Source organism: Sphingomonas cavernae, assembly GCF_003590775.1.
GTDB lineage: Bacteria > Pseudomonadota > Alphaproteobacteria > Sphingomonadales > Sphingomonadaceae > Sphingobium_A > Sphingobium_A cavernae.
On the sequence record NZ_QYUM01000004.1, the window covers coordinates 933351 to 955544 of the forward strand.

The 22194-nt window shown below is 63.9% G+C and carries 28 protein-coding genes; 23 read left to right on the plus strand and 5 right to left on the minus strand.

Annotation, left to right across the window (positions count from 1 at the left end):
• The first annotated feature begins 2 nt into the window (after positions 1 to 2).
• Positions 3 to 722: a dienelactone hydrolase family protein gene (locus D3876_RS19750; RefSeq protein WP_119765767.1), complete on the plus strand. Its 720-nt coding sequence runs from the start codon at positions 3 to 5 to the stop codon at positions 720 to 722.
• Between the two features lie 199 nt (positions 723 to 921).
• On the opposite strand, the gene D3876_RS19755 is transcribed toward D3876_RS19750, so the two are convergent.
• Positions 922 to 2040 (minus strand): M14 family metallopeptidase, encoded by a 1119-nt coding sequence (locus D3876_RS19755; protein ID WP_119765424.1) that lies wholly within the window; start codon positions 2038 to 2040, stop codon positions 922 to 924.
• Positions 2037 to 2633, minus strand: coding sequence for a DUF4136 domain-containing protein (locus tag D3876_RS19760; RefSeq protein ID WP_238475459.1), 597 nt, complete (start codon positions 2631 to 2633; stop codon positions 2037 to 2039). Before D3876_RS19760 ends, D3876_RS19755 begins: the two co-directional genes overlap by 4 nt.
• A 140-nt stretch (positions 2634 to 2773) precedes the next feature.
• Here D3876_RS19760 and galE point away from each other — a divergent pair, with 140 nt between their 5' ends.
• The 4 genes from galE (at position 2774) to D3876_RS19780 (ending at position 6393) form a co-directional block, all read left to right on the plus strand.
• Positions 2774 to 3775, plus strand: a complete 1002-nt coding sequence (gene galE / locus D3876_RS19765) for a UDP-glucose 4-epimerase GalE (RefSeq protein ID WP_119765426.1) — start codon at positions 2774 to 2776, stop codon at positions 3773 to 3775.
• Between the two features lie 203 nt (positions 3776 to 3978).
• Positions 3979 to 4104, plus strand: coding sequence for a type B 50S ribosomal protein L36 (gene ykgO, locus D3876_RS19770; protein WP_003046794.1), 126 nt, complete (start codon positions 3979 to 3981; stop codon positions 4102 to 4104).
• 6 nt (positions 4105 to 4110) lie between these two features.
• Entirely contained in the window at positions 4111 to 4719 is a 609-nt protein-coding gene (locus tag D3876_RS19775; RefSeq protein WP_119765428.1) for an HAD family hydrolase, read from the plus strand.
• 132 nt (positions 4720 to 4851) lie between these two features.
• Positions 4852 to 6393, plus strand: a complete 1542-nt coding sequence (locus D3876_RS19780; protein WP_119765430.1) for an MltF family protein — start codon at positions 4852 to 4854, stop codon at positions 6391 to 6393.
• Between the two features lie 22 nt (positions 6394 to 6415).
• On the opposite strand, the gene pyk is transcribed toward D3876_RS19780, so the two are convergent.
• Positions 6416 to 7870, minus strand: a complete 1455-nt coding sequence (pyk, locus tag D3876_RS19785) for a pyruvate kinase (protein WP_119765432.1) — start codon at positions 7868 to 7870, stop codon at positions 6416 to 6418.
• 73 nt (positions 7871 to 7943) lie between these two features.
• Here pyk and D3876_RS19790 point away from each other — a divergent pair, with 73 nt between their 5' ends.
• The 17 genes from D3876_RS19790 (at position 7944) to D3876_RS19870 (ending at position 19551) form a co-directional block, all read left to right on the plus strand.
• The gene (locus D3876_RS19790) at positions 7944 to 8237 is read left to right on the plus strand and encodes a DUF1244 domain-containing protein (RefSeq protein WP_119765434.1); all 294 of its coding nucleotides are present in this window, start codon (positions 7944 to 7946) and stop codon (positions 8235 to 8237) included.
• Positions 8238 to 8294: 57 nt separating this feature from the next.
• Entirely contained in the window at positions 8295 to 8534 is a 240-nt protein-coding gene (locus D3876_RS19795; RefSeq protein WP_119765436.1) for a DUF2312 domain-containing protein, read from the plus strand.
• Positions 8535 to 8552: 18 nt separating this feature from the next.
• Positions 8553 to 8870 (plus strand): heavy metal-binding domain-containing protein, encoded by a 318-nt coding sequence (locus tag D3876_RS19800; protein ID WP_119765438.1) that lies wholly within the window; start codon positions 8553 to 8555, stop codon positions 8868 to 8870.
• Positions 8871 to 8903: 33 nt separating this feature from the next.
• Positions 8904 to 9644 carry a YebC/PmpR family DNA-binding transcriptional regulator gene (locus tag D3876_RS19805; protein ID WP_119765440.1) on the plus strand — a complete coding sequence of 247 codons (741 nt, stop codon included), beginning with the start codon at positions 8904 to 8906 and terminating at the stop codon, positions 9642 to 9644.
• 89 nt (positions 9645 to 9733) lie between these two features.
• The gene (locus D3876_RS19810) at positions 9734 to 10129 is read left to right on the plus strand and encodes an endonuclease domain-containing protein (protein WP_238475473.1); all 396 of its coding nucleotides are present in this window, start codon (positions 9734 to 9736) and stop codon (positions 10127 to 10129) included.
• Complete coding sequence (gene ruvC, locus D3876_RS19815) at positions 10126 to 10611, plus strand: crossover junction endodeoxyribonuclease RuvC (protein WP_119765444.1); 486 nt, start codon at positions 10126 to 10128, stop codon at positions 10609 to 10611. The genes D3876_RS19810 and ruvC overlap by 4 nt, the downstream gene beginning before the upstream one ends.
• 239 nt (positions 10612 to 10850) lie before the next feature.
• Positions 10851 to 11543 (plus strand): HPP family protein, encoded by a 693-nt coding sequence (locus D3876_RS19820; RefSeq protein WP_238475460.1) that lies wholly within the window; start codon positions 10851 to 10853, stop codon positions 11541 to 11543.
• Positions 11544 to 11710: 167 nt separating this feature from the next.
• Positions 11711 to 12310 (plus strand): Holliday junction branch migration protein RuvA, encoded by a 600-nt coding sequence (gene ruvA, locus D3876_RS19825; protein ID WP_119765446.1) that lies wholly within the window; start codon positions 11711 to 11713, stop codon positions 12308 to 12310.
• Positions 12307 to 13335: a Holliday junction branch migration DNA helicase RuvB gene (ruvB, locus tag D3876_RS19830; RefSeq protein WP_119765448.1), complete on the plus strand. Its 1029-nt coding sequence runs from the start codon at positions 12307 to 12309 to the stop codon at positions 13333 to 13335. Before ruvA ends, ruvB begins: the two co-directional genes overlap by 4 nt.
• 223 nt (positions 13336 to 13558) lie before the next feature.
• The gene (locus tag D3876_RS19835) at positions 13559 to 14005 is read left to right on the plus strand and encodes a YbgC/FadM family acyl-CoA thioesterase (RefSeq protein ID WP_119765450.1); all 447 of its coding nucleotides are present in this window, start codon (positions 13559 to 13561) and stop codon (positions 14003 to 14005) included.
• Between the two features lie 18 nt (positions 14006 to 14023).
• Positions 14024 to 14719, plus strand: a complete 696-nt coding sequence (tolQ, locus tag D3876_RS19840; protein WP_119765452.1) for a protein TolQ — start codon at positions 14024 to 14026, stop codon at positions 14717 to 14719.
• Positions 14720 to 14828: 109 nt separating this feature from the next.
• The gene (gene tolR, locus D3876_RS19845) at positions 14829 to 15269 is read left to right on the plus strand and encodes a protein TolR (RefSeq protein ID WP_119765453.1); all 441 of its coding nucleotides are present in this window, start codon (positions 14829 to 14831) and stop codon (positions 15267 to 15269) included.
• Entirely contained in the window at positions 15269 to 16090 is an 822-nt protein-coding gene (locus tag D3876_RS19850; RefSeq protein WP_338014356.1) for a cell envelope biogenesis protein TolA, read from the plus strand. Before tolR ends, D3876_RS19850 begins: the two co-directional genes overlap by 1 nt.
• Before the next feature lie 149 nt (positions 16091 to 16239).
• On the plus strand, positions 16240 to 17556 hold the full coding sequence (gene tolB, locus D3876_RS19855; protein ID WP_420801982.1) for a Tol-Pal system beta propeller repeat protein TolB: 1317 nt from the start codon (positions 16240 to 16242) through the stop codon (positions 17554 to 17556).
• A 104-nt stretch (positions 17557 to 17660) separates the two neighbouring features.
• Positions 17661 to 18173: a peptidoglycan-associated lipoprotein Pal gene (gene pal, locus D3876_RS19860; protein WP_119765459.1), complete on the plus strand. Its 513-nt coding sequence runs from the start codon at positions 17661 to 17663 to the stop codon at positions 18171 to 18173.
• Positions 18174 to 18424: 251 nt separating this feature from the next.
• On the plus strand, positions 18425 to 19330 hold the full coding sequence (locus tag D3876_RS19865; protein WP_119765461.1) for an SPFH domain-containing protein: 906 nt from the start codon (positions 18425 to 18427) through the stop codon (positions 19328 to 19330).
• Between the two features lie 11 nt (positions 19331 to 19341).
• Complete coding sequence (locus tag D3876_RS19870) at positions 19342 to 19551, plus strand: toxin-antitoxin system HicB family antitoxin (protein ID WP_119765463.1); 210 nt, start codon at positions 19342 to 19344, stop codon at positions 19549 to 19551.
• Between the two features lie 213 nt (positions 19552 to 19764).
• On the opposite strand, the gene D3876_RS19875 is transcribed toward D3876_RS19870, so the two are convergent.
• Positions 19765 to 20565 carry a LytR/AlgR family response regulator transcription factor gene (locus D3876_RS19875; RefSeq protein ID WP_119765465.1) on the minus strand — a complete coding sequence of 267 codons (801 nt, stop codon included), beginning with the start codon at positions 20563 to 20565 and terminating at the stop codon, positions 19765 to 19767.
• Positions 20562 to 21659 (minus strand): sensor histidine kinase, encoded by a 1098-nt coding sequence (locus D3876_RS19880; protein ID WP_119765773.1) that lies wholly within the window; start codon positions 21657 to 21659, stop codon positions 20562 to 20564. The genes D3876_RS19875 and D3876_RS19880 overlap by 4 nt, the downstream gene beginning before the upstream one ends.
• A gap of 118 nt (positions 21660 to 21777) precedes the next feature.
• Here D3876_RS19880 and D3876_RS19885 point away from each other — a divergent pair, with 118 nt between their 5' ends.
• Positions 21778 to 22146, plus strand: coding sequence for a DUF2946 family protein (locus tag D3876_RS19885; RefSeq protein ID WP_238475461.1), 369 nt, complete (start codon positions 21778 to 21780; stop codon positions 22144 to 22146).
• Positions 22147 to 22194: the final 48 nt, after the last annotated feature.

Below are 22194 nucleotides of genomic sequence, written 5' to 3' on the forward strand. Positions count from 1 at the left end.
GCATGGCGATCACGCGGCAAACGATGGTGTATGAAGGGCCCGGCGGCACCTTCGAAAGCGTGGTCGCCCGGGATGACGCGGCAACGACGCCCCGGCCCGGCGTCCTCATATTTCCCAATGTGCTGGGGCAGAAGGAATTCGACAACCAGCGCGCCGAAATGCTGGCCTCGCTCGGCTATATCGCCCTCGCGGCCGACCTCTATGGGCAGGGAAAACGCGCCACGCGCGAAGATGCCAATCCGGCGGAGCACATGAACGCCTTGCTCGCTGATCATGAGCTTCTGCGCGACCGGCTTCTGCATGCGCATGCGACGCTCAAGGCGCTGCCCGGTGTCGACGCCACGCGCACCGGCGCCATCGGCTTCTGCTTCGGCGGGCGCTGCTGCCTCGATCTGGCGCGCGCGGGCGCTGATGTCGCGGGCGTCGCCAGCTTTCATGGCATCTACAAGCGGCCGCCCTGGGCCAATGCGACGATCACCGCGAAGGTTCTGGTCCTGCATGGCTGGGACGATCCGCTCGCCCCGCCCGAGGATGTCGTCGCTCTCGCTGCCGAACTGACCGAAGCGGGGGCGGACTGGCAACTTCACGCGCACGGGCATACCGGTCACGCCTTTACCGACCCAAGCGTTCACATGCGTGAGCGCGGGCTGTTCCATCAACCCGATGCCGATCGCCGGTCATGGCAGGCGATGCAGAATTTCTTCGCCGAGATATTCGGCTAGACCTTAGAACAGAGCCTGATTCAGGCTCCAACGCTGAAAGCCCTGGTTGGGTGGGTGCAAGCGAAGCGAGCCCATATTTCCTTTGAGTGTTGGAAACCTGGCCAGGCATCCTCGCCCTGTTGCCTCACGGCAACCACACCCACCCGTGCAGATCCGGGCACGCCCGCTCCACACCCCTCCCCGGGGGGAAGTTCGCAGTTCAGATCTCCTCGATCATATCCGCCAGATTGTCGAGGCAATCTTTCGCGAGCTTCTTGCTTCGCGCGGGTGACCAGCCGAATTCCGCGTCGGGCGCGTCGGCATTATCCTTGAAAGGCATTTCCAGCGTCATCGACACGGCGCCGAATCGTTCGGCAAGTTGCGGCGTCGACATTGACAGATTGGCGCGACCTTCGCCCGCGACGACATAGCCCAGCCGTGTCTGGAAGTCGGCCGTGCGTGCCGCAAGCGTGTCGCGGAACTTCGTGTAGAGCCCGCCCTGCTTCTCGTTCCATGAGGGAATTCCCTCGAACCCGGCGAGGAACGCCGCGGGGATCGCCTCGTCGCCATGCACGTCCATCGCGAAATCCACGCCCGTTTCGTCCATCGCCTTGAGGACGTGGAGCACCTCGGGACTCTTGTCTTCGCTCGGCGCGTGCCATTCGCGGTTGAGGTTGATGCCCACCGCATTGGTCCGCAGATGCCCGCGCGCCGAGCCGTCGGGATTCATATTGGGCACGATATGAATCGTTGCCTTGCTCCGCAGCAGTTGCGCGATCGCGTCCTCGGGATCGGTCAGCTTCTCGAGCGCGCCCTCAATCCACCATTCGGCCATCGTCTCGCCGGGGTGCTGACGCGCATAAAGCCAGACCTGCTTGGGCCCATCGCCCATGGTCAGCCGCTCGATCGGACGGCCGTCGAGTGACTTGCCGAGCAGTTTGCGCGAAACGCCGGGCTTCACTGCATAGGTTTCGATCAGCCTCGCGTGACGTTCGCTCGAATAGGGCGCGAAATAGGCGAGTTCGACGACGTCACCCTTGGGCTCGGGATGGATGCTGAGCACGCCATCGGCATAGTGCGTTTCCACCTGCCGCCAGTTCTCGCCATCCTCGCTCGCTCGCGCCGAATAATCGGGCCAGCCGCCCGGATAGGCCGAGCCGGCGCAGTTGGTGATGCGCAGCGTCAGCCTGCGCCCCGCCGCACCGGCGACGCGGAAATAGAACCACTGGTAGAAATCGGACATGTGATCGTGGCGGATGGCCAGATCGGCCGTGTCCCCCTCAATCCCAAGAACCTCGATATTTCCGCCGTCGAAATCGCTCGTGATGCTTATCGTCATGGCACGCTGATAGTTTCACCCGAGCGCCCGGGGAAGTCCTTGAACAGCGCGGCGGCCAATTTTCCCGCGGCGATGCCCGGCTGTGCCGCCGGCGCATTTTCCTTGGCCTCGGTCTGCGCGCGCCCCTCCCAGATCACATCGCCCGCAGCGCGGCGCTTGATCTGGACGTGAAGCTCGTACACGACGACATCCTTGGGCTTGCCCCCGAAGGAAAAGCCGACGCCTACGCCGACACCCCCGCCATAGCTGCCCGTGCCGCCGCCGACGCCTACCGAGACGGGCGAGCGCTGCGCAAGCGCCTGACGCGTGTCGCGCATCACACCCACCGTCGCGATATAATCTGACGCGCCGATTGCGGCGGGAGTGAAGCCAAGCCGCTGCAGTTCTGCGTTGACCGCATTGGTGTAGTTCGTGAATTCAAGGCTCTTCACCCCGGGGGCGGAGGTGTCGATCGCGATCGTGCCCGGCGTGATCTGCTGGTTCAGGTGAAAGCGTGTCACCTCCACCGGCGGCACGCTCGCAGCACAGCCCGCCAGCGCAAACGCCGACCCGATGAGCAATGGCTTCAAAAGCTGCTCCGCGACCTTCATCATCTCTTTTCTCCAGCCATCCCGCGTAGATAACGCCTGATCGGCGATTTCTGCCTCAAAAAAGCTTTCTGTACCATTGCCATCTCGCCAGCCGCGCAGGCTCGGCTATAGCGCGGCCAGCAACGGAATATCGGGAGCATCGGATGAGCGACAAATTCCCCGTGCTGGTGACCGGCGGCGCGGGCTATATCGGCAGCCATGCGGTGCTGGCGCTGCTCGACGCGGGCTGGCCCGTGGTCGTCATCGACAATCTCTCCACCGGGTTTGGCTGGGCGGTGGACGAACGCGCCGCGCTCGTCGAAGGCGACATCGAGGATCAGGCGCTCGTCGGGCGGCTGATCGCGGAGCACGGCATCGGCGCGATCATGCACTTTGCAGGATCGATCATCGTTCCCGAATCGGTCGAGAATCCGCTCAAATATTATCACAACAACACGGTGAAGAGCCGTGCGCTGATGGCAGCCGCGGTGAACGGCGGGGTGAAGCACTTCATCTTCTCCTCGACCGCCGCGACCTATGGCATCCCCGAGGAGAGCCCGGTCCGCGAGGATCTGCCGACGCGCCCGATCAACCCTTACGGAATGTCCAAGCTGATGACCGAGGCGATGCTCGCCGACGTGGCGAAGGCGCATCCGATGAACTTCTGCGCGCTGCGCTATTTCAACGTCGCGGGTGCCGACCCGCAGGGCCGTTCGGGCCAGTCGACCGCGGGCGCAACGCACCTGATCAAGGTCGCGGTCGAGGCGGCGCTCGGCAAGCGAGGCCATGTCTCGGTTTTCGGCACCGACTATGACACACCGGACGGCACGGGGGTGCGCGACTATATCCATGTCAGCGACCTTGCCGCGGCGCACGTCCACGCGCTCGATGCGCTCATCGCGGCCCCGGAAAGCAGCCACATCCTCAACTGCGGCTATGGCCGGGGATTTTCGGTGCTCGAGGTGCTCAACGCGGTCGACCGCGTGACCAACATGACGATCGAGCGCCGGCTCGAGGACCGCCGCGCGGGCGACCCCGACAGCCTGATCTCGGACAATCGCGCAATCCTTGCGCGCCTGCCGTGGCGCCCCCAGCATGACGATCTCGAAAAGATCGTGACGCACGCGCTCGCATGGGAACGCAAATTGAGCGAGATTCGCGGCTAGAGCCTGATCGTTTGAGGTGGAAGCGCTGTGCGCTTCCACCGAAAGCGTGAATCAGGCTCTGTTCAAATGGTTGAGACCTTGATTCACGTTTCAGGCTGAATAAGCCTGAAACGATCAAGGTCTGGGCTTGACTCGGGCGCGCCCCGGCCATAGGGCGACGCCTCATTTTTCGTACAACACAGAAATTCTGGAAGCGTTTCGACATGAAGATCCGCAATTCGCTGAAGTCGCTCAAAGACCGTCACCGGGACAATCGCGTGATCCGTCGTCGCGGCCGTACCTACGTCATCAACAAGACCAACCGCCGCTTCAAAGCCCGTCAGGGCTGATTCGAGATGGCGGTCGAGGCCGTCGTCTTCGACGTCGGCAACGTCCTCTACCGTTGGGAGCCCCGCTCCCTTTACGAGCGCCTGATCCCCGATGGTCAGGCGCTTGACGCGTTCATGGACGAAGTGGTCACGATGGAGTGGCACCTCCAGCACGATGCGGGCCGTCCCTTTGCGGAGACGAGCGCCGAACTGATCGCGGAGCACCCGCAGCACCGCGACCTGATTCTCGCCTGGGGCGACAGGTTCGGCGAAAGCATTCTCGGCATGGTCGAAGGCATGCAGTCCGTCGTCGAGGCGCTCGATGCCCGGCGCGTACCGCTGTTCGCGATCACCAACTTTTCGGGCGAATTCTGGAAGCCCTTCCGCGTGGCCGAAGCGCATATCTTCGACCGTTTTCGCGACATCGTCGTTTCGGGCGATGAGAAGCTGGTGAAACCCGATCCCGCGATCTACGATCTCGCGATCGCACGCTTCGGCATCGCGCCCGAGTCAGCAATCTTCGTCGACGACCGCGAGGACAATGTCGAAGCCGCGCGCAACGCCGGCATGACCGGCCACCATTTCGCGAATGCGGAAACGCTGAAAGCCGAACTGACCCGGCTCGGACTTCTCTGACCCCGAAACCACGCGGGCGACAGCGCCTCGCTGCCCCCCGCGGCACGACGCATATCATTGACAGAAAGCACAAGCTTCAGAGATATTTTTCCCGGCGTTCTATCGTGTCTGTTCTGAAGCGGAGCACGGCAGATGAAGACGGCGTGGAAAGCACTGGCCCTGATCATTCTGGCGACCAGCGGAGGCTGCTCGGGTTCGGAAGAGCAGACAAAGTCCGGTGCTGAACGGCCGGCGAAACAGGCCGATGCCGGCAGGCAGCCGGACGATGCGCCCCTTGCACCGCCCGCCTATCAAATGGCGCTTCCCGACGAACTGCGCCCGCTGGTCGACAGGCCCTTCACCGGCGATCTCGACGGGCTGGTCGAGCGTCGCATCGTTCGCGCGGGCGTACCCTTCAACCGCACCTTCTATTTCATCGACAAGGGCGTCCAGCGCGGCCTGTCCTTCGAATATCTGACGCTGTTCGAGGAGCAGCTTAACAAGAGCCTGAACACCGGGAACCTCAGGATCCACGTCGTCCCGCTGCCGATGCCGCGCGACATGCTGATCGAGGGGCTGAGGACGGGCAAGCTCGATATGGTGATCGCGCAGCTCACGATCACCCCCGAACGCCTCAAACTGGTCGATTTCACCAATCCGACGCGTCCCAATGTCGACGAGATCGTCGTCACGGGCCCCGGATCGCCGCAGATCGCTTCGCTCGATGGTCTGTCGGGCAAGAAGGTCTTCGCGCGGAAAAGCTCAAGTTATTATGTCAGCCTGCAGGCGCTCAACCGCGATCTCAAGGCGCGTGGCAAGGCGCCGGTCGACATCGCCGAGGCGCCCGAGAATCTCGAGGACGACGATCTGCTCGAAATGGTCAATGCGGGCCTCATCCCCGCCATCGTCGTCGACAATTATCTCGCCGACTACTGGAAGCAGATATTCCCCAACCTCAACGTCCATCACGCGCTGACGCTGCGCAAGGGCGGCAACCTTGCGGTCGCGGTCCGCAAGGGCACCCCGAAGCTCATGGCGGAGTTGAACGCGTTCATCGCCAAAAATGGCATGAAATCCGCGATCGGCGCGGTCCTTGCCAAACGCTACCTCCAGAGCACCGATTATTTGAAGAACGCCGCATCGGACACAGAGCGCCGGAAGTTTCTCGAAATGGCCGAACTGTTCCGCAAATATGGCGGCCAGTATCAGTTCGACTATCTGTTGATGGCCGCGCAGGGCTATCAGGAATCAAGGCTCGATCAGGGCGCCTCGAGCCATGTCGGCGCGATCGGCGTGATGCAACTGATGCCCGCGACGGGCAAGGAACAGGGTGTCGGCGACATCCGGCAGCTCGAACCCAATATCCACGCCGGCGTCAAATATATGCGCTTCATGCGCGACCGCTATTATGAGGGGCAACCGATGACCCCGATCAACAAGGGGCTCTTCACCTTCGCGTCCTATAATGCCGGGCCTGGCCGTATCCAGAAGCTGCGCAACGAAGCCGCGCAGCGCGGGCTCGATCCCAATGTCTGGTTCGGCAATGTCGAGCGCATCGCCTCCGAGCGGATCGGCCGCGAAACGGTCACTTATGTCGGCAATATCTACAAATATTACATCGCGTACAAGCTGATCGCCGAGGAACGCGAACGTCGCGCCGCAGCCAGAGCCAAGATACAAGCGGCCGCGCAATAACGCATCACGCACGCCACCCCGTTCAACGATGCCCTTTCAACTCGTCGCCGCTCAGCCGGACAACGTGGAGCACGTTGGTCGACCCCGGCGTTCCGAAGGGGACGCCCGCCATCAGGATCACACGGTCGCCCGCCTTGGCCATGCCATGACGCAGCGCGATGCGCTTGGCCTTCGCGACCATTTCCTCGAACGAGCCGACATCCCTGGTGTGCACCGCATGCACGCCCCAGAGCAGCCCCAGCCGCCGCGCGGTCGAAAGCTGGGGGGTCAGCGTCATTAGCGGCACCGAGGGGCGCTCGCGCGCGACGCGGCGCGCGGTCGAGCCCGACATGGTAAAGCAGATGATCGCTGCGGCAGACACAGTCGCCGCGATGTTGCCCGATGCCTCCGCCAGCGCATCGGCAGTCGTCGGGTCGGGCAGCGTCTCGGTGAAATGGATGCGCTCGGCATAGCCGGGATCGCTCTCCACCGCGGTCGCGATCTTGTTCATCATCGCGACCGATTCGACGGGCCACGCGCCCGCCGCCGATTCGGCCGAGAGCATCACCGCGTCCGCACCGTCATAGATCGCGTTGGCGACGTCGGAGACCTCGGCGCGCGTCGGCGTCGGCGCGGTGATCATCGATTCGAGCATCTGCGTCGCCACCACCACGGGCCGGCCCAGCCGGCGCGCGCTCTCGACGATGCGCTTTTGCAAGGGGGGAACCGCCTCGGGCGGCAGCTCGACCCCCAGATCGCCGCGCGCGACCATCACCGCATCGGCAAGCTCGAGAATGCCGTCGAGCCGCTCAATCGCCGACGGCTTCTCGATCTTGGCGAGCAGCGCGGCCTTGCCCCCGATCAGCCGACGCGCCTCGGCCACATCCTCGGCGCGCTGGACAAAGGAGAGTGCGATCCAGTCGGCACCCTGTTCGAGGGCGAAGCTCAGATCCTTGCGGTCCTTTTCGGTGAGCGCGGCCATCGGCACGATCACGTCGGGGACGTTGAGCCCCTTGTTATCCGAAAGCTTGCCGCCGGTTTCGACCAGTGTCTCGATTCGGTCCTTCGCCACGCTCTGCACGCGCAGGCAAAGCTTGCCGTCATCGAGCAGCAGCCGCGTGCCGGGCTCGAGCGCCTCGAAGATCTCGGGGTGCGGCAGGTTCACGCGATTTTCGTCGCCCGGCGCCTTGTCGCGGTCGAGCAAGAAGGGCTTGCCCGTCTCAAGCATCACCGATCCGCCCGCGAACCTGCCGACGCGGAGCTTGGGGCCCTGCAGATCGACGAGGATCGTCATCGCGCGGCCGAGTTCCTTTTCGAGCTCGCGGATCGCCGCGATCACCCTGGCATGCCCCTCATGGCTGCCATGGCTCATGTTGATTCGGAAGGCGTCCGCCCCCGCCACATAGAGCTTGCGGATCATCTCGGGGGTGTTGCTGGCGGGACCGAGCGTCGCGAGGACACGGACCTTGCGGTTGCGGGGGGAGAAAGGGGCGGTCACATTGGCTCCGGTGCGGATTGGCGGCTATCGACTTACCCGCTATTCAGGACAGATCAACTCTGGAGTGACAACGTTGGACATAGAAACCGTCGACGATGCCGTAGCGGCCGAGGCGTTTCGCAGGCTTGTTCACCACCTGCAACATCGCACCGACGCGCAGAATGTCGACCTGATGGGGCTTGCAGGCTTTTGCCGCAACTGTCTGGGCGACTGGCTGGCCGAGGCGAGCGACGGCGCGTTCGACAAAGGGGCCGGACGCGAGGCGGTCTACGGCATGCCCTATGCCGAGTGGAAGGCCAAGCATCAGGGCGAGGCGACGCCCGAGCAGATCGCCCGGATGCAGGAAAGCATTCAGCGCAACGCTTGAGCCGCGCGCCGTGCTCGCCTAACAGCACCGTCCACACCTTTGGGGAGAATCACCACTATGAGCGACAACGTCGCCGCCGATCAGTTGCGGCTGTTCATCGAGCGTATCGAACGGCTTGAGGAAGAAAAGAAGGGCATCGCCGACGACATCAAGGATGTCTACAACGAGGCGAAGTCCAACGGCTATGACGTGAAGACGATGCGCACCATCGTCCGCCTGCGCCGGATGGAAGCGCATCACCGCGCCGAAGCCGAAGCGCTGCTCGAAACCTACAAGGCCGCGCTCGGCCTCGAATAACAGGGAGGGAGACCCGCGATGATCCTGACGACGACCGCTGCGGTGGAGGGCAAGCCCGTCCACCAGTATCTCGGCATCGTGACCGGCGAGGTGATCGTCGGTGCGAATATCTTCAAGGATCTCTTCGCGGGTATCCGTGACATTGTCGGCGGTCGCGCGGGTGCCTATGAAAGCACGCTGCGTGACGCGCGCAAGGAGGCTTTCGCCGAACTCGAAGCCGAGGCGAGCGCCAAGGGCGCGAACGCGGTGATCGGGATCGACATCGATTATGAGGTCATCGGCAAGGAAGGCTCGATGCTCATGGTCACTGTCTCGGGGACCGCCGTCCGCATTTGACGCAAGAAGAAACCAGCAGGAATCAAGAGGCTTATGGCAGGCCATAGCAAGTTCAAGAACATCATGCACCGCAAGGGCGCGCAGGACAAAAAACGTTCGGCGATGTTCTCCAAGCTCTCGCGCGAGATCACGGTCGCGGCCAAGTCGGGCATGCCCGATCCGGACATGAACCCGCGCCTGCGCCTCGCGGTCAACGCCGCCAAGGCGCAGTCGATGCCCAAGGACAATATCCAGCGCGCGATCGACAAGGCGAGCGGCAACGACGTCGAGAATTACGAAGAGATCCGCTATGAGGGCTTCGGCCCGGGCGGCGTCGCGCTGATCGTCGAAGCGCTGTCGGACAACCGCAACCGCACCGCGACCAACGTCCGCACCGCCTTCTCGAAAAATGGCGGCAATCTCGGTGCTTCGGGCGCGGTCAGCCACGGCTTCGACCGCATGGGGCTGATCGAATATCCGACAAGCGTCGGTGATCACGACAAGGTGTTCGAGGCCGCGCTCGAGGCGGGCGCCGAAGACGTGACCTTCGACGAGGGCCATGAGATCTGGACCGCGCTCGATTCGCTCCACGAGGTCGCGAAGGCGCTCGAGGCGGTGCTCGGCCCCGCGGAGGGCGCAAAGCTCGCCTGGCGCCCGCAAACAAAGGTCGACGTCGCCGAGGACGATGCCGCCAGCCTGCTCAAGCTGATCGACACGCTCGAGGACGACGACGACGTCCAGACCGTCTGGGGCAATTACGAAGTCTCCGACGAAGTCATGGAGAAATTGGGTTGAAACAATAAGCCCCTCCCCTTCAGGGGAGGGGTTGGGGTGGGGGAGTCATGTGGCGAACTGACGCGAAACTTGGCACCCGCGCCCGCCAGATGCGCAACGAACCGACCGAGTTCGAGAAGCTGCTATGGCGGCGCCTTTCGAACTCGCAACTCGGTGGCTTCAAGTTTCGGCGTCAGTCGGTGATCGGTTCCTATATCTGCGATTTCTTCTGCCCGTCCGTCGGACTTGTCGTCGAGGTCGATGGCGATACGCACGATCCCGTTGCCGACAACAAGCGGGATAGCCATTTGCGACAGCGCGGCTTTCATGTCCTTCGCTTCACGAACGGAGAAGTCGGGCGCAACATCGAGGGTGTCTTGGAAGCAATTCTTCTGAAAGCGCAATCTTTGCCTCCCAGATTTCCCCACCCCAACCCAGCGTCGCGCTGCGGATCGTCTGGGGGACGATCCGGTCGCGACGCTCCTGAAGGGGAGAGGCTTCGATGATCATCCTCGGGCTCGATCCCGGGCTCGGCACCACCGGCTGGGGCCTCATCACATCGGTCGGCAATCGCCTGAGCCACGTCGCCAATGGCCAGGTGAAGACCGACAGCGCCGCGCCGCTCGGCGAACGGCTGGTGGCGCTCGACGCGGCTCTCACCGACATCATCCTCGAACACCGTCCCGACGGCGCGGCGGTCGAGGAGGTGTTCGTCAACGTCAATCCGCAGTCGACGCTGAAGCTCGGCCAGGCGCGCGGCGTCTGCCTGCTCGCAGCAGCACGCAGCGGGATATCGGTCGGCGAATATTCGCCCAGCCTCGTCAAGAAAGCGGTGGTGGGCGTCGGCAAGGCCGAGAAGCGCCAAGTCCACGCCATGGTCGCGCGCCTGTTGCCCGGCGCAAAGATCGCGGGGGCCGACGCCGCTGATGCGCTTGCGGTCGCGATCACGCACGCGCACCACATGGCGAGCGCGCATCGACTGCGCTGACGCCCCGTTCGTCACCCTGAACTTGTTTCAGGGTCCATGAACACGGACGGGCAAATCCTGCCGCTATGGCGTTCATGGATGCTGAATCAAGTTCAGCATGACAGTGAAGGATCACAGATTAGGTTGCCCGGCTGTTAGTGTTTCTGACTTGGCGCCGGCGACGTGAAGGCGCTAGCGGGCAGCCTGCGCGTCCCAGCGGCGTGTCGATCATTCGCTTACGAGTCTGCCGCTATTTTCCGATGAGGGACTTTTCGATCCGGCTGTTTGCGCCGCTTCTGGCGGGCGCCAATCTGCGCGACCGCTTCATCGCCTGCCTTGGCGCGCTGATCGGCATTGCGCTGGTCGGCGTCACCTATGCCGAATTCGCCCCCTTCGCCGCGCCGATCTACGCGGCGCCGATCGGTGCCTCGGCGGTGCTGCTGTTCGCCGTGCCCTCCAGCCCGCTGGCCCAGCCCTGGTCGGTCATTGGCGGCAACACCCTCTCGATGGGCGTCGGCCTCGCCGTCTTGCAGATCGTGCCCGATCCGATCGGTGGTGCGGCCATCGCGGTATCCGCGGCGATTCTGGTCATGTCGCTGCTGCGCTGCCTTCACCCTCCCGGTGGCGCCGTGGCGTTGAGCGCCGTCCTGGCCGGCCCCATGCAGACGGCAGCCCAATGCACCGCCTTCGGGCTGACGGTGGCGGTGAATTCGGCGCTGCTGGTGCTGATCGGCTGGTTTTTCCATCGCTATTCGGGACATTCCTATCCCCACCGCGCCGTACCCGTGATGTGGAAGGATGTGGCTCCCACTCCGCCGGTCAGGGTCACGCTCGAGGATATCGACAAGGCGCTGGACGATCTCGGCGAAACCTTCGACGTCGCGCGCGAGGATCTCGCGCTGCTGCTGGCACGCGCGGAAATCCATGCCGCGGAGCGAACCGGACCCGCCTGACGTTTCCCGATTCCCTTTTCACAGGGAACAGCCGGGCATGATCGTTTGAGCCGGAAGCGCTGCGCGCTTCCAGCGAAAGCGTGAATCATGCCCGTTCATCAAGTCGAGACCTTGATTCACGCATCAGGCTCATTGAGCCTGACGCGATCAAGGTCTAGGAACATCGCATGATCGCGCGCCTCAGGGGGGAACTCGTCAGCACCGGCATGGACCATGCGGTGATCGACGTTGGCGGTGTCGGCTATCTGGTCGGCGCCTCGTCACGCACATTGGCCGCAATCGGCCTCACCGGTGGGGCGGTCACGATCCATACCGAAATGCTCGTGTCCGAGGATTCGATCCGGCTGATGGGCTTCGCGACCGCCGCCGAGCGCGACTGGTTCCGCTTGCTGACCAGCGTACAGGGCGTCGGCAGCCGCGTCGCGCTCGCGATCCTCTCCGCGCTCGATTCCAACGAACTGCACCGGTCGATCGCGAGTGGAGACAAGGCGATGGTCGCGCGTGCGAATGGCGTCGGCCCCAAGCTCGCGCAGCGCATCGTCAACGAACTCAAGGACAAGACGGGCGGCATCGCACTCGGCCCCGGCGGCGTGGCCGCGCCGATCCCCGCGGGCAGCAACGCCGCCGACGCGGTCTCGGCGCTCGTCAATCTCGGCTTCAAGCCCAATGAGGCGTCGACCGCGGTCGCCGCGGCCGAGGACGAGCTGGGCGAAGGCGCGAACCTCGACGCGCTGGTGCGTCTCGCGCTCAAGAAGGCGGCGAAATGACCGACGCCGACCGCATCATCACTCCTGCCCGCCGCGCCGAGGATGTCGACGCGGCGCTGCGCCCCAAGTCGCTCGAGGAGTTCGTCGGGCAGAAGGCGGCGCGCGAGAATCTGCGCGTGTTCATCGAGGCCGCCCGGTCGCGCGGCGATGCGCTCGACCATGTACTGTTCTTCGGCCCGCCGGGGCTCGGCAAGACCACGCTCGCGCAGATCATCGCGCGCGAGATGGGCGTGGGTTTCCGCTCCACCTCCGGCCCCGTCATCGCCAAGTCGGGCGATCTCGCCGCGCTGCTCACCAATCTGGAGGATGGCGACGTCCTCTTCATCGACGAGATCCACCGGCTCAATCCCGCGGTCGAGGAAGTGCTCTATCCCGCGATGGAGGATCGCGCGCTCGACCTGATGATCGGCGAGGGCCCTTCGGCGCGCTCGGTACGGATCGACCTCCCGCGCTTCACGCTCGTCGGCGCGACGACGCGGCAGGGGCTGCTCACCACCCCCTTGCGCGACCGCTTCGGCATCCCCGTGCGATTGAACTTCTACACCGTCGACGAACTCGAAAGCGTCGTACGCCGCGCCGCGCATCTGCTCGACCTCGGCATCGCGCCCGATGGCGCGCGCGAGGTGGCGACGCGCGCGCGCGGCACGCCACGCATCGCGGGCCGCCTGCTGCGCCGCGTGCGCGATTTCGCCAATGTCGCGGGGGTCGAGACGGTCGATGCCAAGGCCGCCGATGCGGCGCTCAATCGGCTCGAGGTTGACAAGCTCGGCCTCGACGCGATGGACCGGCGTTACCTCACCATGATCGCCGACATCTATCGCGGCGGTCCCGTCGGCGTCGAAACGCTCGCGGCGGGCCTCAGCGAGCCGCGCGATACGATCGAGGAAGTGATCGAGCCCTATCTGATCCAGCTCGGCCTGATCGCGCGGACGGCGCGCGGGCGGATGCTCAACGGGCGCGGCTGGAAGCATCTCGGCCTCAACCCGCCCCCCGAGGCGGGACAGGAGAGCCTGTTCGACGGGTAGTTCGTCCTTCCCCCTTGATGGGGGAAGGATGCGGAGACTTGCCGGCTTTGCCGGCTAGTCGGAGCTGGATGAGGGTGATGTTCGACGTCGAACTCTACGTCAGGCATCACCCCCACCCAACCCTCCCCCATCAAGGGGGAGGGCTGTTTCACCGTCCAGACGTTCGCCTGACAGGCCGAAATGGCTTTGCCCGCGACGAATCGAGCCGCTAGAGCCGTTCGGAATGTCAGGTGAGGAACGCAACAAGCCCTATTCAGGCTATTTCAACGGCCGCGAGCATCGTTTCGCGCTGCGCGTCTATTTCGAGGACACCGACACCGGGCAGATCGTCTATCACGCCAACTATCTGAAATTCATGGAGCGCGCGCGCTCGGACATGTTGCGCGAGGCGGGCATCGATCAGCGCATGGCACTGGATTCGGGTCTGGGCGTTTATGCGGTCACCGAACTCGCGATCAAATATCGCCGCCCGGCGAAGCTGGACGACGACCTTTTGGTGGCAAGCACGGTGAAGGAAGTTCGTGCGGCTTCGTGCCGCATTCATCAGAGAGTCATGCGCGGGGATGAGATATTGGCCGAAGCGGACGTCGTCGCCGCCTTCCTCTCTCCGCAAGGGAAGCCCAGGCGACAGCCGCAAACCTGGGTCGATGCGTTCAAGCGGCTGATATGAAGGGACATTGATACCGCGATGGAATCGATCATGTTGAATATGGATGCCGCCACCCTGTCCCCGGTGGCGCTGTTCATGCAGGCCGACTGGGTGGTTAAGGGCGTGATGCTCGGGCTGCTGCTCGCGAGCATCTGGACCTGGGCGATCATCATCGGCTTCTGGGCCAAGCTAAAGCGCCTGAGCAAGGGCTCGGACCGCTTCGAGCGCGACTTCTGGAAAACCGACGATATCGATCGCTTCCACAACGCGCACGTCAAGTCGGAGCTGCCGAGCGCGAAGGTGTTTGACGCTGGCCTCACCGAATGGCGCCGCTCGACGGGCGGCAACTCGATCGACCGCGACGGCACGCGCGCGCGCCTTGCCACCGCGATGGGCAGCGCGGTCGCGCATCAGATCGATGAGCTCTCGGACCGGCTCAATATCCTCGCCACCGTCGGCGCGGTCGCGCCCTTTGTCGGGCTGTTCGGCACGGTCTGGGGCATCATGCGCAGCTTCACCGCGATTGCCGCCGAGCAGAATTCGAGCCTCGCGGTCGTAGCACCCGGCATTGCCGAAGCGCTGTTCGCGACCGCGATCGGCCTGTTCGCCGCGATCCCCGCAGTGATCGCATTCAACCGGTTCAGCCACGGCATCAACCGGCTGGAAGCGCGGCTCAACCGTTTTGCGGACGGTTTCCACACCACGCTCAGCCGTGAGCTGGAGATGGCGGGATGATGGGTGGAACGCGCACCATGTACCCCGGCGAAGGCCGGGGTCCAGGGATCCCACACATTGAGACTTGCCACTTCTGGACCCCGGCCTTCGCCGGGGTACGGGGTTTCTGATGGCGATGGGTCCGCTTCCTTCCCAGCGCGGCAAGGGCCGGCGCGCGCCGATGGCCGAGATCAACGTCACGCCGCTGGTCGACGTGATGCTCGTGCTGCTCATCATCTTCATGGTCACCGCGCCATTGCTCGTCACTGGCGTGCCCGTGAACCTGCCCGACAGCCGCGCGGGCGCGCTCGAGCCTGACAAGAAGCCCATCCAGATCTCGCTCGACAATGAAGGCCGCGTCTTCGTCGATGAGCAGGAAGTGATGGAGGCCGAGCTTCCCACCATCCTCGAATCGAAGCGCCCGCCCCAGGGCGGCGAGGAGCCGCAAGTGTTCCTGCGCGCCGATCGCGGGCTCGATTATGGCCGCGTGATGCGCGTGATGGGCGAACTCAATCGCGCCGGCCTCAACAAGGTCTCGCTCGTCACCACCGGCGCGGAGCAGGCCGGCTGATGATGGACCGCGTCGAGAAGGCGGGACTTGGGATAGCCATTGCCGGCCATGCCGTGCTGTTCGGCCTGTTGTCGGTCGGCTTTCTCGCCACGCCCAATCCCGCCAATCTCAAGCAGAAACCGATCGAGGTGACGCTGACTGACGAGGTTGCGCTGGAAAGCACCGCGCCCGATCCGATCAGCGAGCCGGCAACCGCGCTCTCGCCCGAGCCCGCGCCGCTCGACATGCCCGAGCCGGAGGTCCAGCCCGCGCCACCCCAACCCGAGCCGCTCAAGCGTGCTGAGGTGAAGCCCGCGCCCGCGCCCAGGCCCGCCGAGAAGAAGCCGGCGGAAAAGCCCAGGCCGGAAAAGGCGGCAGCGAAACCCGCGCCCAAGGCACCCTCCAAACCGCAGACGACGGCCGAGCCGCAGCGCAAGAGCCGCCTCAGCCGCGACATGCTGGCCGGACTGACCGACGCCCCCACGCAGAGCCGCGCCACGGGCACGCCTGCGCAAAAGGCGGGGCCGGCGGTGCAGTCGGCACTCGCCGCCGAGGTGCTGCGCCAGTTGAAGCCGCACTGGACCGCGCCCACGGGCGCCGATGCGGAAAAGTTGCAGACGAAGCTCTGTCTTACGGTCTCGCGCAGTGGCGCGGTGACCAATATCGAAACACAGGGAACCACGGGGATCACCGCTTCCAACCGGGGGCTGGTTCAGTTGCATCAGGAACGCGCGATCAAGGCCGTGAAACTGGCCTCACCCTTCAAGAATCTGCCCCCGCAATTCTACGACACCTGGAAATCCATGTGCCCGATCGGTTTTGACAAGAGGCTATCACAATGACCCATTTCCCGAAACATTCTCCGTTTGTGTCGAGTAGGGATCGAGCGAAGTCGAGAGACCGTATCGAGACACGCCGCAGTGGCTCCCTCGATACGCCGTCTCGACAAGCTCGACGGCTACTCGGGACGAACGGCGTGGGGATTTTTAGCTTGTCCGGAACCCTGATCGCGGCCGCATTGCTCACCGCAATCCAGCCGGCCGCGGCACAGCTCAGCGTCGATGTCACCGACGAAAGCGGCAATGACCTGATCATTGCAATCCCCGCCATGCCGACGCCACAGAGCGCGCCGACCGCGGCGGGCACCACCGACGCGCTCGGCAGGCAGGTGGCCGAAGTCGTTGCTTCGGATCTGCGCGGCAGCGGGCTGTTCCGGCCGATCGGGCCGGCACAGGTGCGCGGCATCACCTTTCCCGAGGTGACCGCACCGCAGTTCGATTACTGGCCCGGCACGGGCGCGCAGGCACTCGTCCAGGGCTTTGTCCGCGCCAACGGCGACGGCAACCTGACCGTCGGCTGCTATCTCTACGACGTCGCGCTGCGTTCCGAACTGACGCGGCAGGGCTTTGTCGTCCAGCCCTCGGACTGGCGCCGTGCTGCGCACAAATGCGCTGACGCCATCTATGCGCGCCTGTCGGGCGAAAGCCCCTTCTTCGACAGCCGCATCGCGTACATCGCCGAGACCGGTCCCAAGGGGAACCGCACCAAGCGCCTCGCGATCATGGATTCGGACGGCGCCAATCACCGCTTCATCACCAATGGCCAGGCGATCGCGCTGACCCCGCGTTTCTCGCCCGACTACAAGCAGATCGTTTACCTGAGCTATCTCAACAACCGCCCGCGCGTGTTCGTTTACGACATCGGCACGGGCAAGCAGCGGCTGGTCTATGAGGCACAGGGCGCAACGCTTGCGCCGCGCTTTTCGCCCGATGGCCGGACGATCCTGTTCTCGATGGCGACGGGCGGCAATACCGATATCTACAGCATTCCGGTGACGGGCGGCTCGCCGCGGCGGCTCACGACCGCACCGGGCATCGACATCGGTGGCAGCTTTTCGCCCGACGGCTCGCAGATCGTCTTCGAGAGCGATCGTTCGGGTGGGCAGCAGCTCTACATCATGAACGCCGATGGCTCGAACCAGCGGCGGATCAGCTTCGGCGGCGGGCGTTACGCCACGCCCGAATGGAGCCCGCGCGGCGACCTGATCGCCTTCACCAAGATGGCGGGCAATTTCCGCGTCGGCGTGATGACGCCGGGTGGCGGCGACGAGCGGCTGCTGACCAATAGCTGGCAGGACGAAGCGCCGACCTGGTCGCCCAATGGCCGCGTCATCCAGTTCTTCCGCACCAGCCAAGGGCGCGGCGGCACGTCGAGCGTGTGGCAGGTCGATCTGACCGGGGTCAACGAACGCAAGATCCCGACGCCGGTGGACGGCTCGGACCCCGCCTGGGGACCGATTCTTCCCTGAAGCAAGGAACGAAAATACGGGGTTCGGGTTGACCCCGTAATGATTTCGCCCGACCAAGGCCCGCGACAGGTGGGTAATTTTGTTTGTAGTAAAAGGAGAAAGAAATGGCCCGTCTGGGTAGCAAGATCATCCTCGCCGCGAGCCTCATCGCGCTCGGCGCGTGCGCCAAGAAGGCGCCCGAGCAGCTTCCCCCGCCGCCCGCGACCGAGCAGCCCGACACTGGCGACCAATCGGGCGTCGGCACCGCGCCCGTCCCCGGATCGCAGGCCGATTTCCTCGCCAAGGTCAGCTCGGACAAGATCTTCTTCGGCCTCGACCAGTATGACATCGACGCCGAGGATCAGGCGACGCTGTCGAGCCAGGCGCAGTGGCTGCAGCAATTTCCCAATGTCCGCGCCACGATCGAAGGACATGCCGACGAGCGCGGTACGCGCGAATACAACCTCGCGCTCGGCGAACGCCGCGCCAATGCCGCGAAGAATTATCTGGTTTCGCTGGGCATTCCCGCTTCGCGGATCTCGGTGATCAGCTACGGCAAGGAACGCCCCGAAGCGCTCGGCTCCGACGAGGCAAGCTGGGCACGCAACCGCCGCGCGGTGACCGTGACGGTGCAGTAAGCACGTCGAAAAATTGCGAAAGGGCCGTCGGGGTAGTGCTCCGGCGGCCCTTTTTCATGCACCGCCGACGCCATCACCTTTTTTGTCATCCCGGACTTGATCCGGGATCCATGAACACGGACGGCGCAAGTTCGGGCAATGCCGTGTTCATGGATGCTGAATCAAGTTCAGCATGACGGCCGTGCCCTCCGATTGCGCTTGACCGAACCATTCTCCGATATAATGATGATATCATAATTACGGAGGACAATATGACAGTGGGGAACTCACCGGCATCGCTCAACGCCAGCCAGGAGCGCGTGGCCAGTACGCAAAGCGGTTATCTGATGCTGTTCCTGCTGCTGATTTCGATCGCGGCGCCGGTTTGGGCGATCATTCAGCTCACCAGTGGTCACAAGGACATCGCCGTCATCGCGGTTCTTGCGGTCGGCGTGCTTGCGATGACGCTGATTCTGTGCGGCTTCTACCTGATCCAGCCCAATCAGGCCGCCGCGATCCTGCTGTTCGGCGACTATCGCGGCACCGACCGCAACGCCGGCCTGCGCTGGGTTCTGCCCTGGCTGACCCGGACCAAGATCTCGGTGCGCGTGCACAACATCACTTCGGACAAGCTCAAGGTGAACGACCTGCGCGGCAACCCGATCGAGATCGCCTCGAACGTCGTGTGGCGCGTCACCGACACCGCGCAGGCGCTGTTCGACGTCGACGATTACCGCGAATTCGTTCACATCCAGATCGAAAGCGCGGTGCGCGCGATCGGTTCGCGCTACCCCTATGACGATATCGAGCACAAGGAAGTGACGCTGCGCGGCGACGCTGAGCATGTCAGCGAGGAGTTGCGCGTCGAGCTGCAGGAACGCGTCCAGATCGCGGGGGTCACGATCGACGAATGCCGCCTCACCCACCTCGCCTATGCGCAGGAGATTGCACAGGCAATGCTCCGCCGCCAGCAGGCCGAAGCGGTGATCGGGGCGCGCAAGAAGCTCGTCGAGGGTGCGGTGACGATGGTCGAGACCGCATTGGAACAGCTTTCGGCCAAGAACGTCGTCCACCTCGACGACGAGCGCAAGGCGGCGATGGTTTCCAACCTGATGGTCGTGCTGTGCAGCGAGCGCGACACCCAGCCGGTGGTCAACGCCGGAACGCTCTACCAGTAAGGGCGCCCAGCTTGGCCGCCCCTCCCAAAAAAGCGTTTCCGCTGCGCCTCGAGCCCGCATTGTTCGCGGCGCTCGAGCGCGCGGCGGCGGCGGATCTGAGGAGCGTCAACGCGGAGATCGAGATGCTGCTGCGCGAGGCGCTGGCGCGCCGCGGGGTGAAGGTCGCCGCCCCTGAACAACGCCCGCGGGGCCGGCCGCCAAAGAAGGAGGACGAGGCATGATTGGATCGTCCATGAACCGCGAGTGATTACAGTGGCTGCTGACGATCGGCATAGCGCTGCTGGTAACGCGGCAGGCAGGGGAACCTGAGCCGCTCATCCTGAGGAGCCGTTGAGCGAAGTCGAAACGGCATCTCGAAGGACGGTCCATTACGTCCTTCGAGACAAGGCTTCGTCAAGCTCAGCCTTTCCTCAGGATGAGCGGATAACCCGACTTCAATGCACGAAGCGCGCCACCACGTCGCGGTACGAACGGCTCACCTTCACCTGCGCGCCCGAATCGAGCACGAGGAAGCATTCGCCATTGGTGTGCGGCTTGACCTGCTTGACGAGGTCGAGATTGACGATCGTCGAGCGGTGGACGCGCTGAAAACGGCGCGGATCGAGGCGTTTTTCCAGATCCTTCATCGTCTCGCGCAGGATCAGCGTGTTGTCGCCGGTATAGATGCACATGTAATCGCCCGCGGCGTCGATGCGTTCGATCGAATCGACATCGACGCGGAAGATCTGCCCGCGATCCTTGATGTTGATGAGCTTCTCGTAGCGGCTCGACGCGTGCGCGTCTCCGCTTTCGCCCATCGATTCCGCCGCCTCGGGCGCGACCTCGGTCAGCACTTCCTTCAGCCTTTCGGCCTCTTCCTGCCCGCGCTTCTCCGCAAGTCGCTGCCGGACGCGTTCCAGCGTGTCAGCCAGTCTTTCGGGCTCGACGGGCTTCATCAGATAATCGGTCGCCTGCGCCTCGAAGGCGCGGATCGCATGGTCCGAATAGGCGGTGACGAACACGAACAGCGGCGGCTCGACCTCCATCATCCCCTGCACGACGGAAAAGCCGTCAAAGCCGGGCATCTGAATGTCGAGGAAAACCAGATCGGGCTTGTTGGTCTTGATCGAGCGGATGGCCTCGCGGCCGTTCAGGCAGGTATCGACGATTTCAACATCGTCATGAGCTTCCAGTCTCAGTTGAAGTCCCTGAATTGCCAGGGGTTCGTCATCGACCAGAATGGTACGTATCGTCATGCGGCCACTTTCGGCTGTTCTTCCAGTAGTAATGGGAACTCGATGACAACGCTGAACCCGCCCGTTGGTTTCGAGCCTGCATCAAATCGATGCTCGGGCCCGAACGCCTGGGCGAGCCGGTCGCGTATGTTAGCGAGACCCACTCCAGTTGAATAGCTGGGCCTGAGTACGGCACCGTTCAACCCCGGCCCCGTGTCCGACACGGTGATCTGCACCCGATCTCCGGCAAGCCGCGCGTCGACCGAGATATCCGCGCCCTCTTCCTGCGGCGTCACCGCATATTTGATCGCATTCTCGACAAGTGGTTGAAGCAGCAGCGAAGGTAGCCGCGCCTTTGAAACGCGCTCATCGACCGTGAAATGCGTGCGCAGCCGATCCTCGAAGCGCATTTTCTCGATCTCGAGATAGAGTTTGAGCGTCTCCACCTCCTGCGCGATCGTCACCTGCGCGGTCGGCTCATTTGCCAACGTGTAGCGCAGGAAGGAGGAAAGGCGCGAGAGCATCGCATTGGCGCGCTCGGTCTGCTTGAGCAGCACCAAGGTCGAGATCGAATTGAGCGTGTTGAACAGGAAGTGCGGATTGAGCTGATAGCGCAGCATCGCGAGCTGCGCCGCGCTGGCCTGGCTGTCGAGCTTGACGAGCTGATCGGCCTGCTCCTCGACGATCAGGTAGAAGTTGATCGCATAATAGAGCGACGACCATGCCGCGAGGATGGTGAGGTCGAGGAACAGCATGCCGATGATGACATTGGTCCCGAAAGGCGTGGTCGGCCGGTTGATCGTCGAGAACACCCAGGCGTCGATCGTCGCATAGAGCAATGTCGCAACCAGAACCGCACTCACCGAGACGCCCCAGGTGACGATACGCGCCTGATTGATGACAAGCCGGTAGATCACCGCGAGGATCAGCGTCAGCGAATAGCCCGTGACGACATGGATCAGCAGGGGCACGAGAAATTCGAGCGGGAAGCCGTTGGAAAACCCCGAAATGGCGCGCAGCATCAGATAGCCCGCCCAGCCGCCCGACTGGAGGTTCCAGAATGCCCGGTTCTTGTCGTCGAAGAACGGCTTTTCGATAAGGCCAATGCGCGCCATGGTTTTCGCATATTCGATTGTGCAGCGCACGGGAAGCCGTTGCGTCCCTCGACTTTGAGGCGCATAGGCCCGCGCCATGCACGCGATCCGCGCACGACTGACGGGGGATAACAGAGCCTTGGCGCTCTGGATCGTCGCGTGCGCACTCCTGCTGCGCATCCTCGTACCCGCGGGATGGATGCCCTCCACCAGCGCCGATGGCGCAATGCGGATCACGCTGTGCACCGGCCAGGGCATGGTCGAGGCATGGGTCGGCAAGGACGGCACGCTGCAGGACAAGGCGCCGCAAAAGTCCGAGCCCAAAACCGATCAGCCCTGTTCTTTCGCGGGCCTCGGCATTGCGTTGGACGCGGCGCCTGCGATCGCTCTGGATGCGCCGATATTCTTCGTCGCGGCGGCAGCAATCGCGCTGCCCGCCGCGGTCGCAATCGGCCGGGGCCTCGCTGCGCCGCCGCCCCCCGCGACAGGACCGCCCGCAATCCTCTGAACCCGATTTCGTCCGGCTTTCCGGGCCGAACCTGTTTTCAGAGGATTT

Bases quoted from the DNA above. Each gene is read 5' to 3' on its own strand.
- D3876_RS19750 (WP_119765767.1), top strand. From the start codon at position 3: ATGGCGATCACGCGGCAAACGATGGTGTATGAAGGGCCCGGCGGCACC.
- D3876_RS19755 (WP_119765424.1), bottom strand. From the start codon at position 2,040: ATGACGATAAGCATCACGAGCGATTTCGACGGCGGAAATATCGAGGTT.
- D3876_RS19760 (WP_238475459.1), bottom strand. From the start codon at position 2,633: ATGATGAAGGTCGCGGAGCAGCTTTTGAAGCCATTGCTCATCGGGTCG.
- galE (WP_119765426.1), top strand. From the start codon at position 2,774: ATGAGCGACAAATTCCCCGTGCTGGTGACCGGCGGCGCGGGCTATATC.
- ykgO (WP_003046794.1), top strand. From the start codon at position 3,979: ATGAAGATCCGCAATTCGCTGAAGTCGCTCAAAGACCGTCACCGGGAC.
- D3876_RS19775 (WP_119765428.1), top strand. From the start codon at position 4,111: ATGGCGGTCGAGGCCGTCGTCTTCGACGTCGGCAACGTCCTCTACCGT.
- D3876_RS19780 (WP_119765430.1), top strand. From the start codon at position 4,852: ATGAAGACGGCGTGGAAAGCACTGGCCCTGATCATTCTGGCGACCAGC.
- D3876_RS19795 (WP_119765436.1), top strand. From the start codon at position 8,295: ATGAGCGACAACGTCGCCGCCGATCAGTTGCGGCTGTTCATCGAGCGT.
- D3876_RS19800 (WP_119765438.1), top strand. From the start codon at position 8,553: ATGATCCTGACGACGACCGCTGCGGTGGAGGGCAAGCCCGTCCACCAG.
- D3876_RS19805 (WP_119765440.1), top strand. From the start codon at position 8,904: ATGGCAGGCCATAGCAAGTTCAAGAACATCATGCACCGCAAGGGCGCG.
- D3876_RS19810 (WP_238475473.1), top strand. From the start codon at position 9,734: ATGCGCAACGAACCGACCGAGTTCGAGAAGCTGCTATGGCGGCGCCTT.
- ruvC (WP_119765444.1), top strand. From the start codon at position 10,126: ATGATCATCCTCGGGCTCGATCCCGGGCTCGGCACCACCGGCTGGGGC.
- D3876_RS19820 (WP_238475460.1), top strand. From the start codon at position 10,851: ATGAGGGACTTTTCGATCCGGCTGTTTGCGCCGCTTCTGGCGGGCGCC.
- ruvA (WP_119765446.1), top strand. From the start codon at position 11,711: ATGATCGCGCGCCTCAGGGGGGAACTCGTCAGCACCGGCATGGACCAT.
- ruvB (WP_119765448.1), top strand. From the start codon at position 12,307: ATGACCGACGCCGACCGCATCATCACTCCTGCCCGCCGCGCCGAGGAT.
- D3876_RS19835 (WP_119765450.1), top strand. From the start codon at position 13,559: ATGTCAGGTGAGGAACGCAACAAGCCCTATTCAGGCTATTTCAACGGC.
- tolQ (WP_119765452.1), top strand. From the start codon at position 14,024: ATGGAATCGATCATGTTGAATATGGATGCCGCCACCCTGTCCCCGGTG.
- tolR (WP_119765453.1), top strand. From the start codon at position 14,829: ATGGCGATGGGTCCGCTTCCTTCCCAGCGCGGCAAGGGCCGGCGCGCG.
- D3876_RS19850 (WP_338014356.1), top strand. From the start codon at position 15,269: ATGATGGACCGCGTCGAGAAGGCGGGACTTGGGATAGCCATTGCCGGC.
- pal (WP_119765459.1), top strand. From the start codon at position 17,661: ATGGCCCGTCTGGGTAGCAAGATCATCCTCGCCGCGAGCCTCATCGCG.
- D3876_RS19865 (WP_119765461.1), top strand. From the start codon at position 18,425: ATGACAGTGGGGAACTCACCGGCATCGCTCAACGCCAGCCAGGAGCGC.
- D3876_RS19875 (WP_119765465.1), bottom strand. From the start codon at position 20,565: ATGACGATACGTACCATTCTGGTCGATGACGAACCCCTGGCAATTCAG.
- D3876_RS19880 (WP_119765773.1), bottom strand. From the start codon at position 21,659: ATGGCGCGCATTGGCCTTATCGAAAAGCCGTTCTTCGACGACAAGAAC.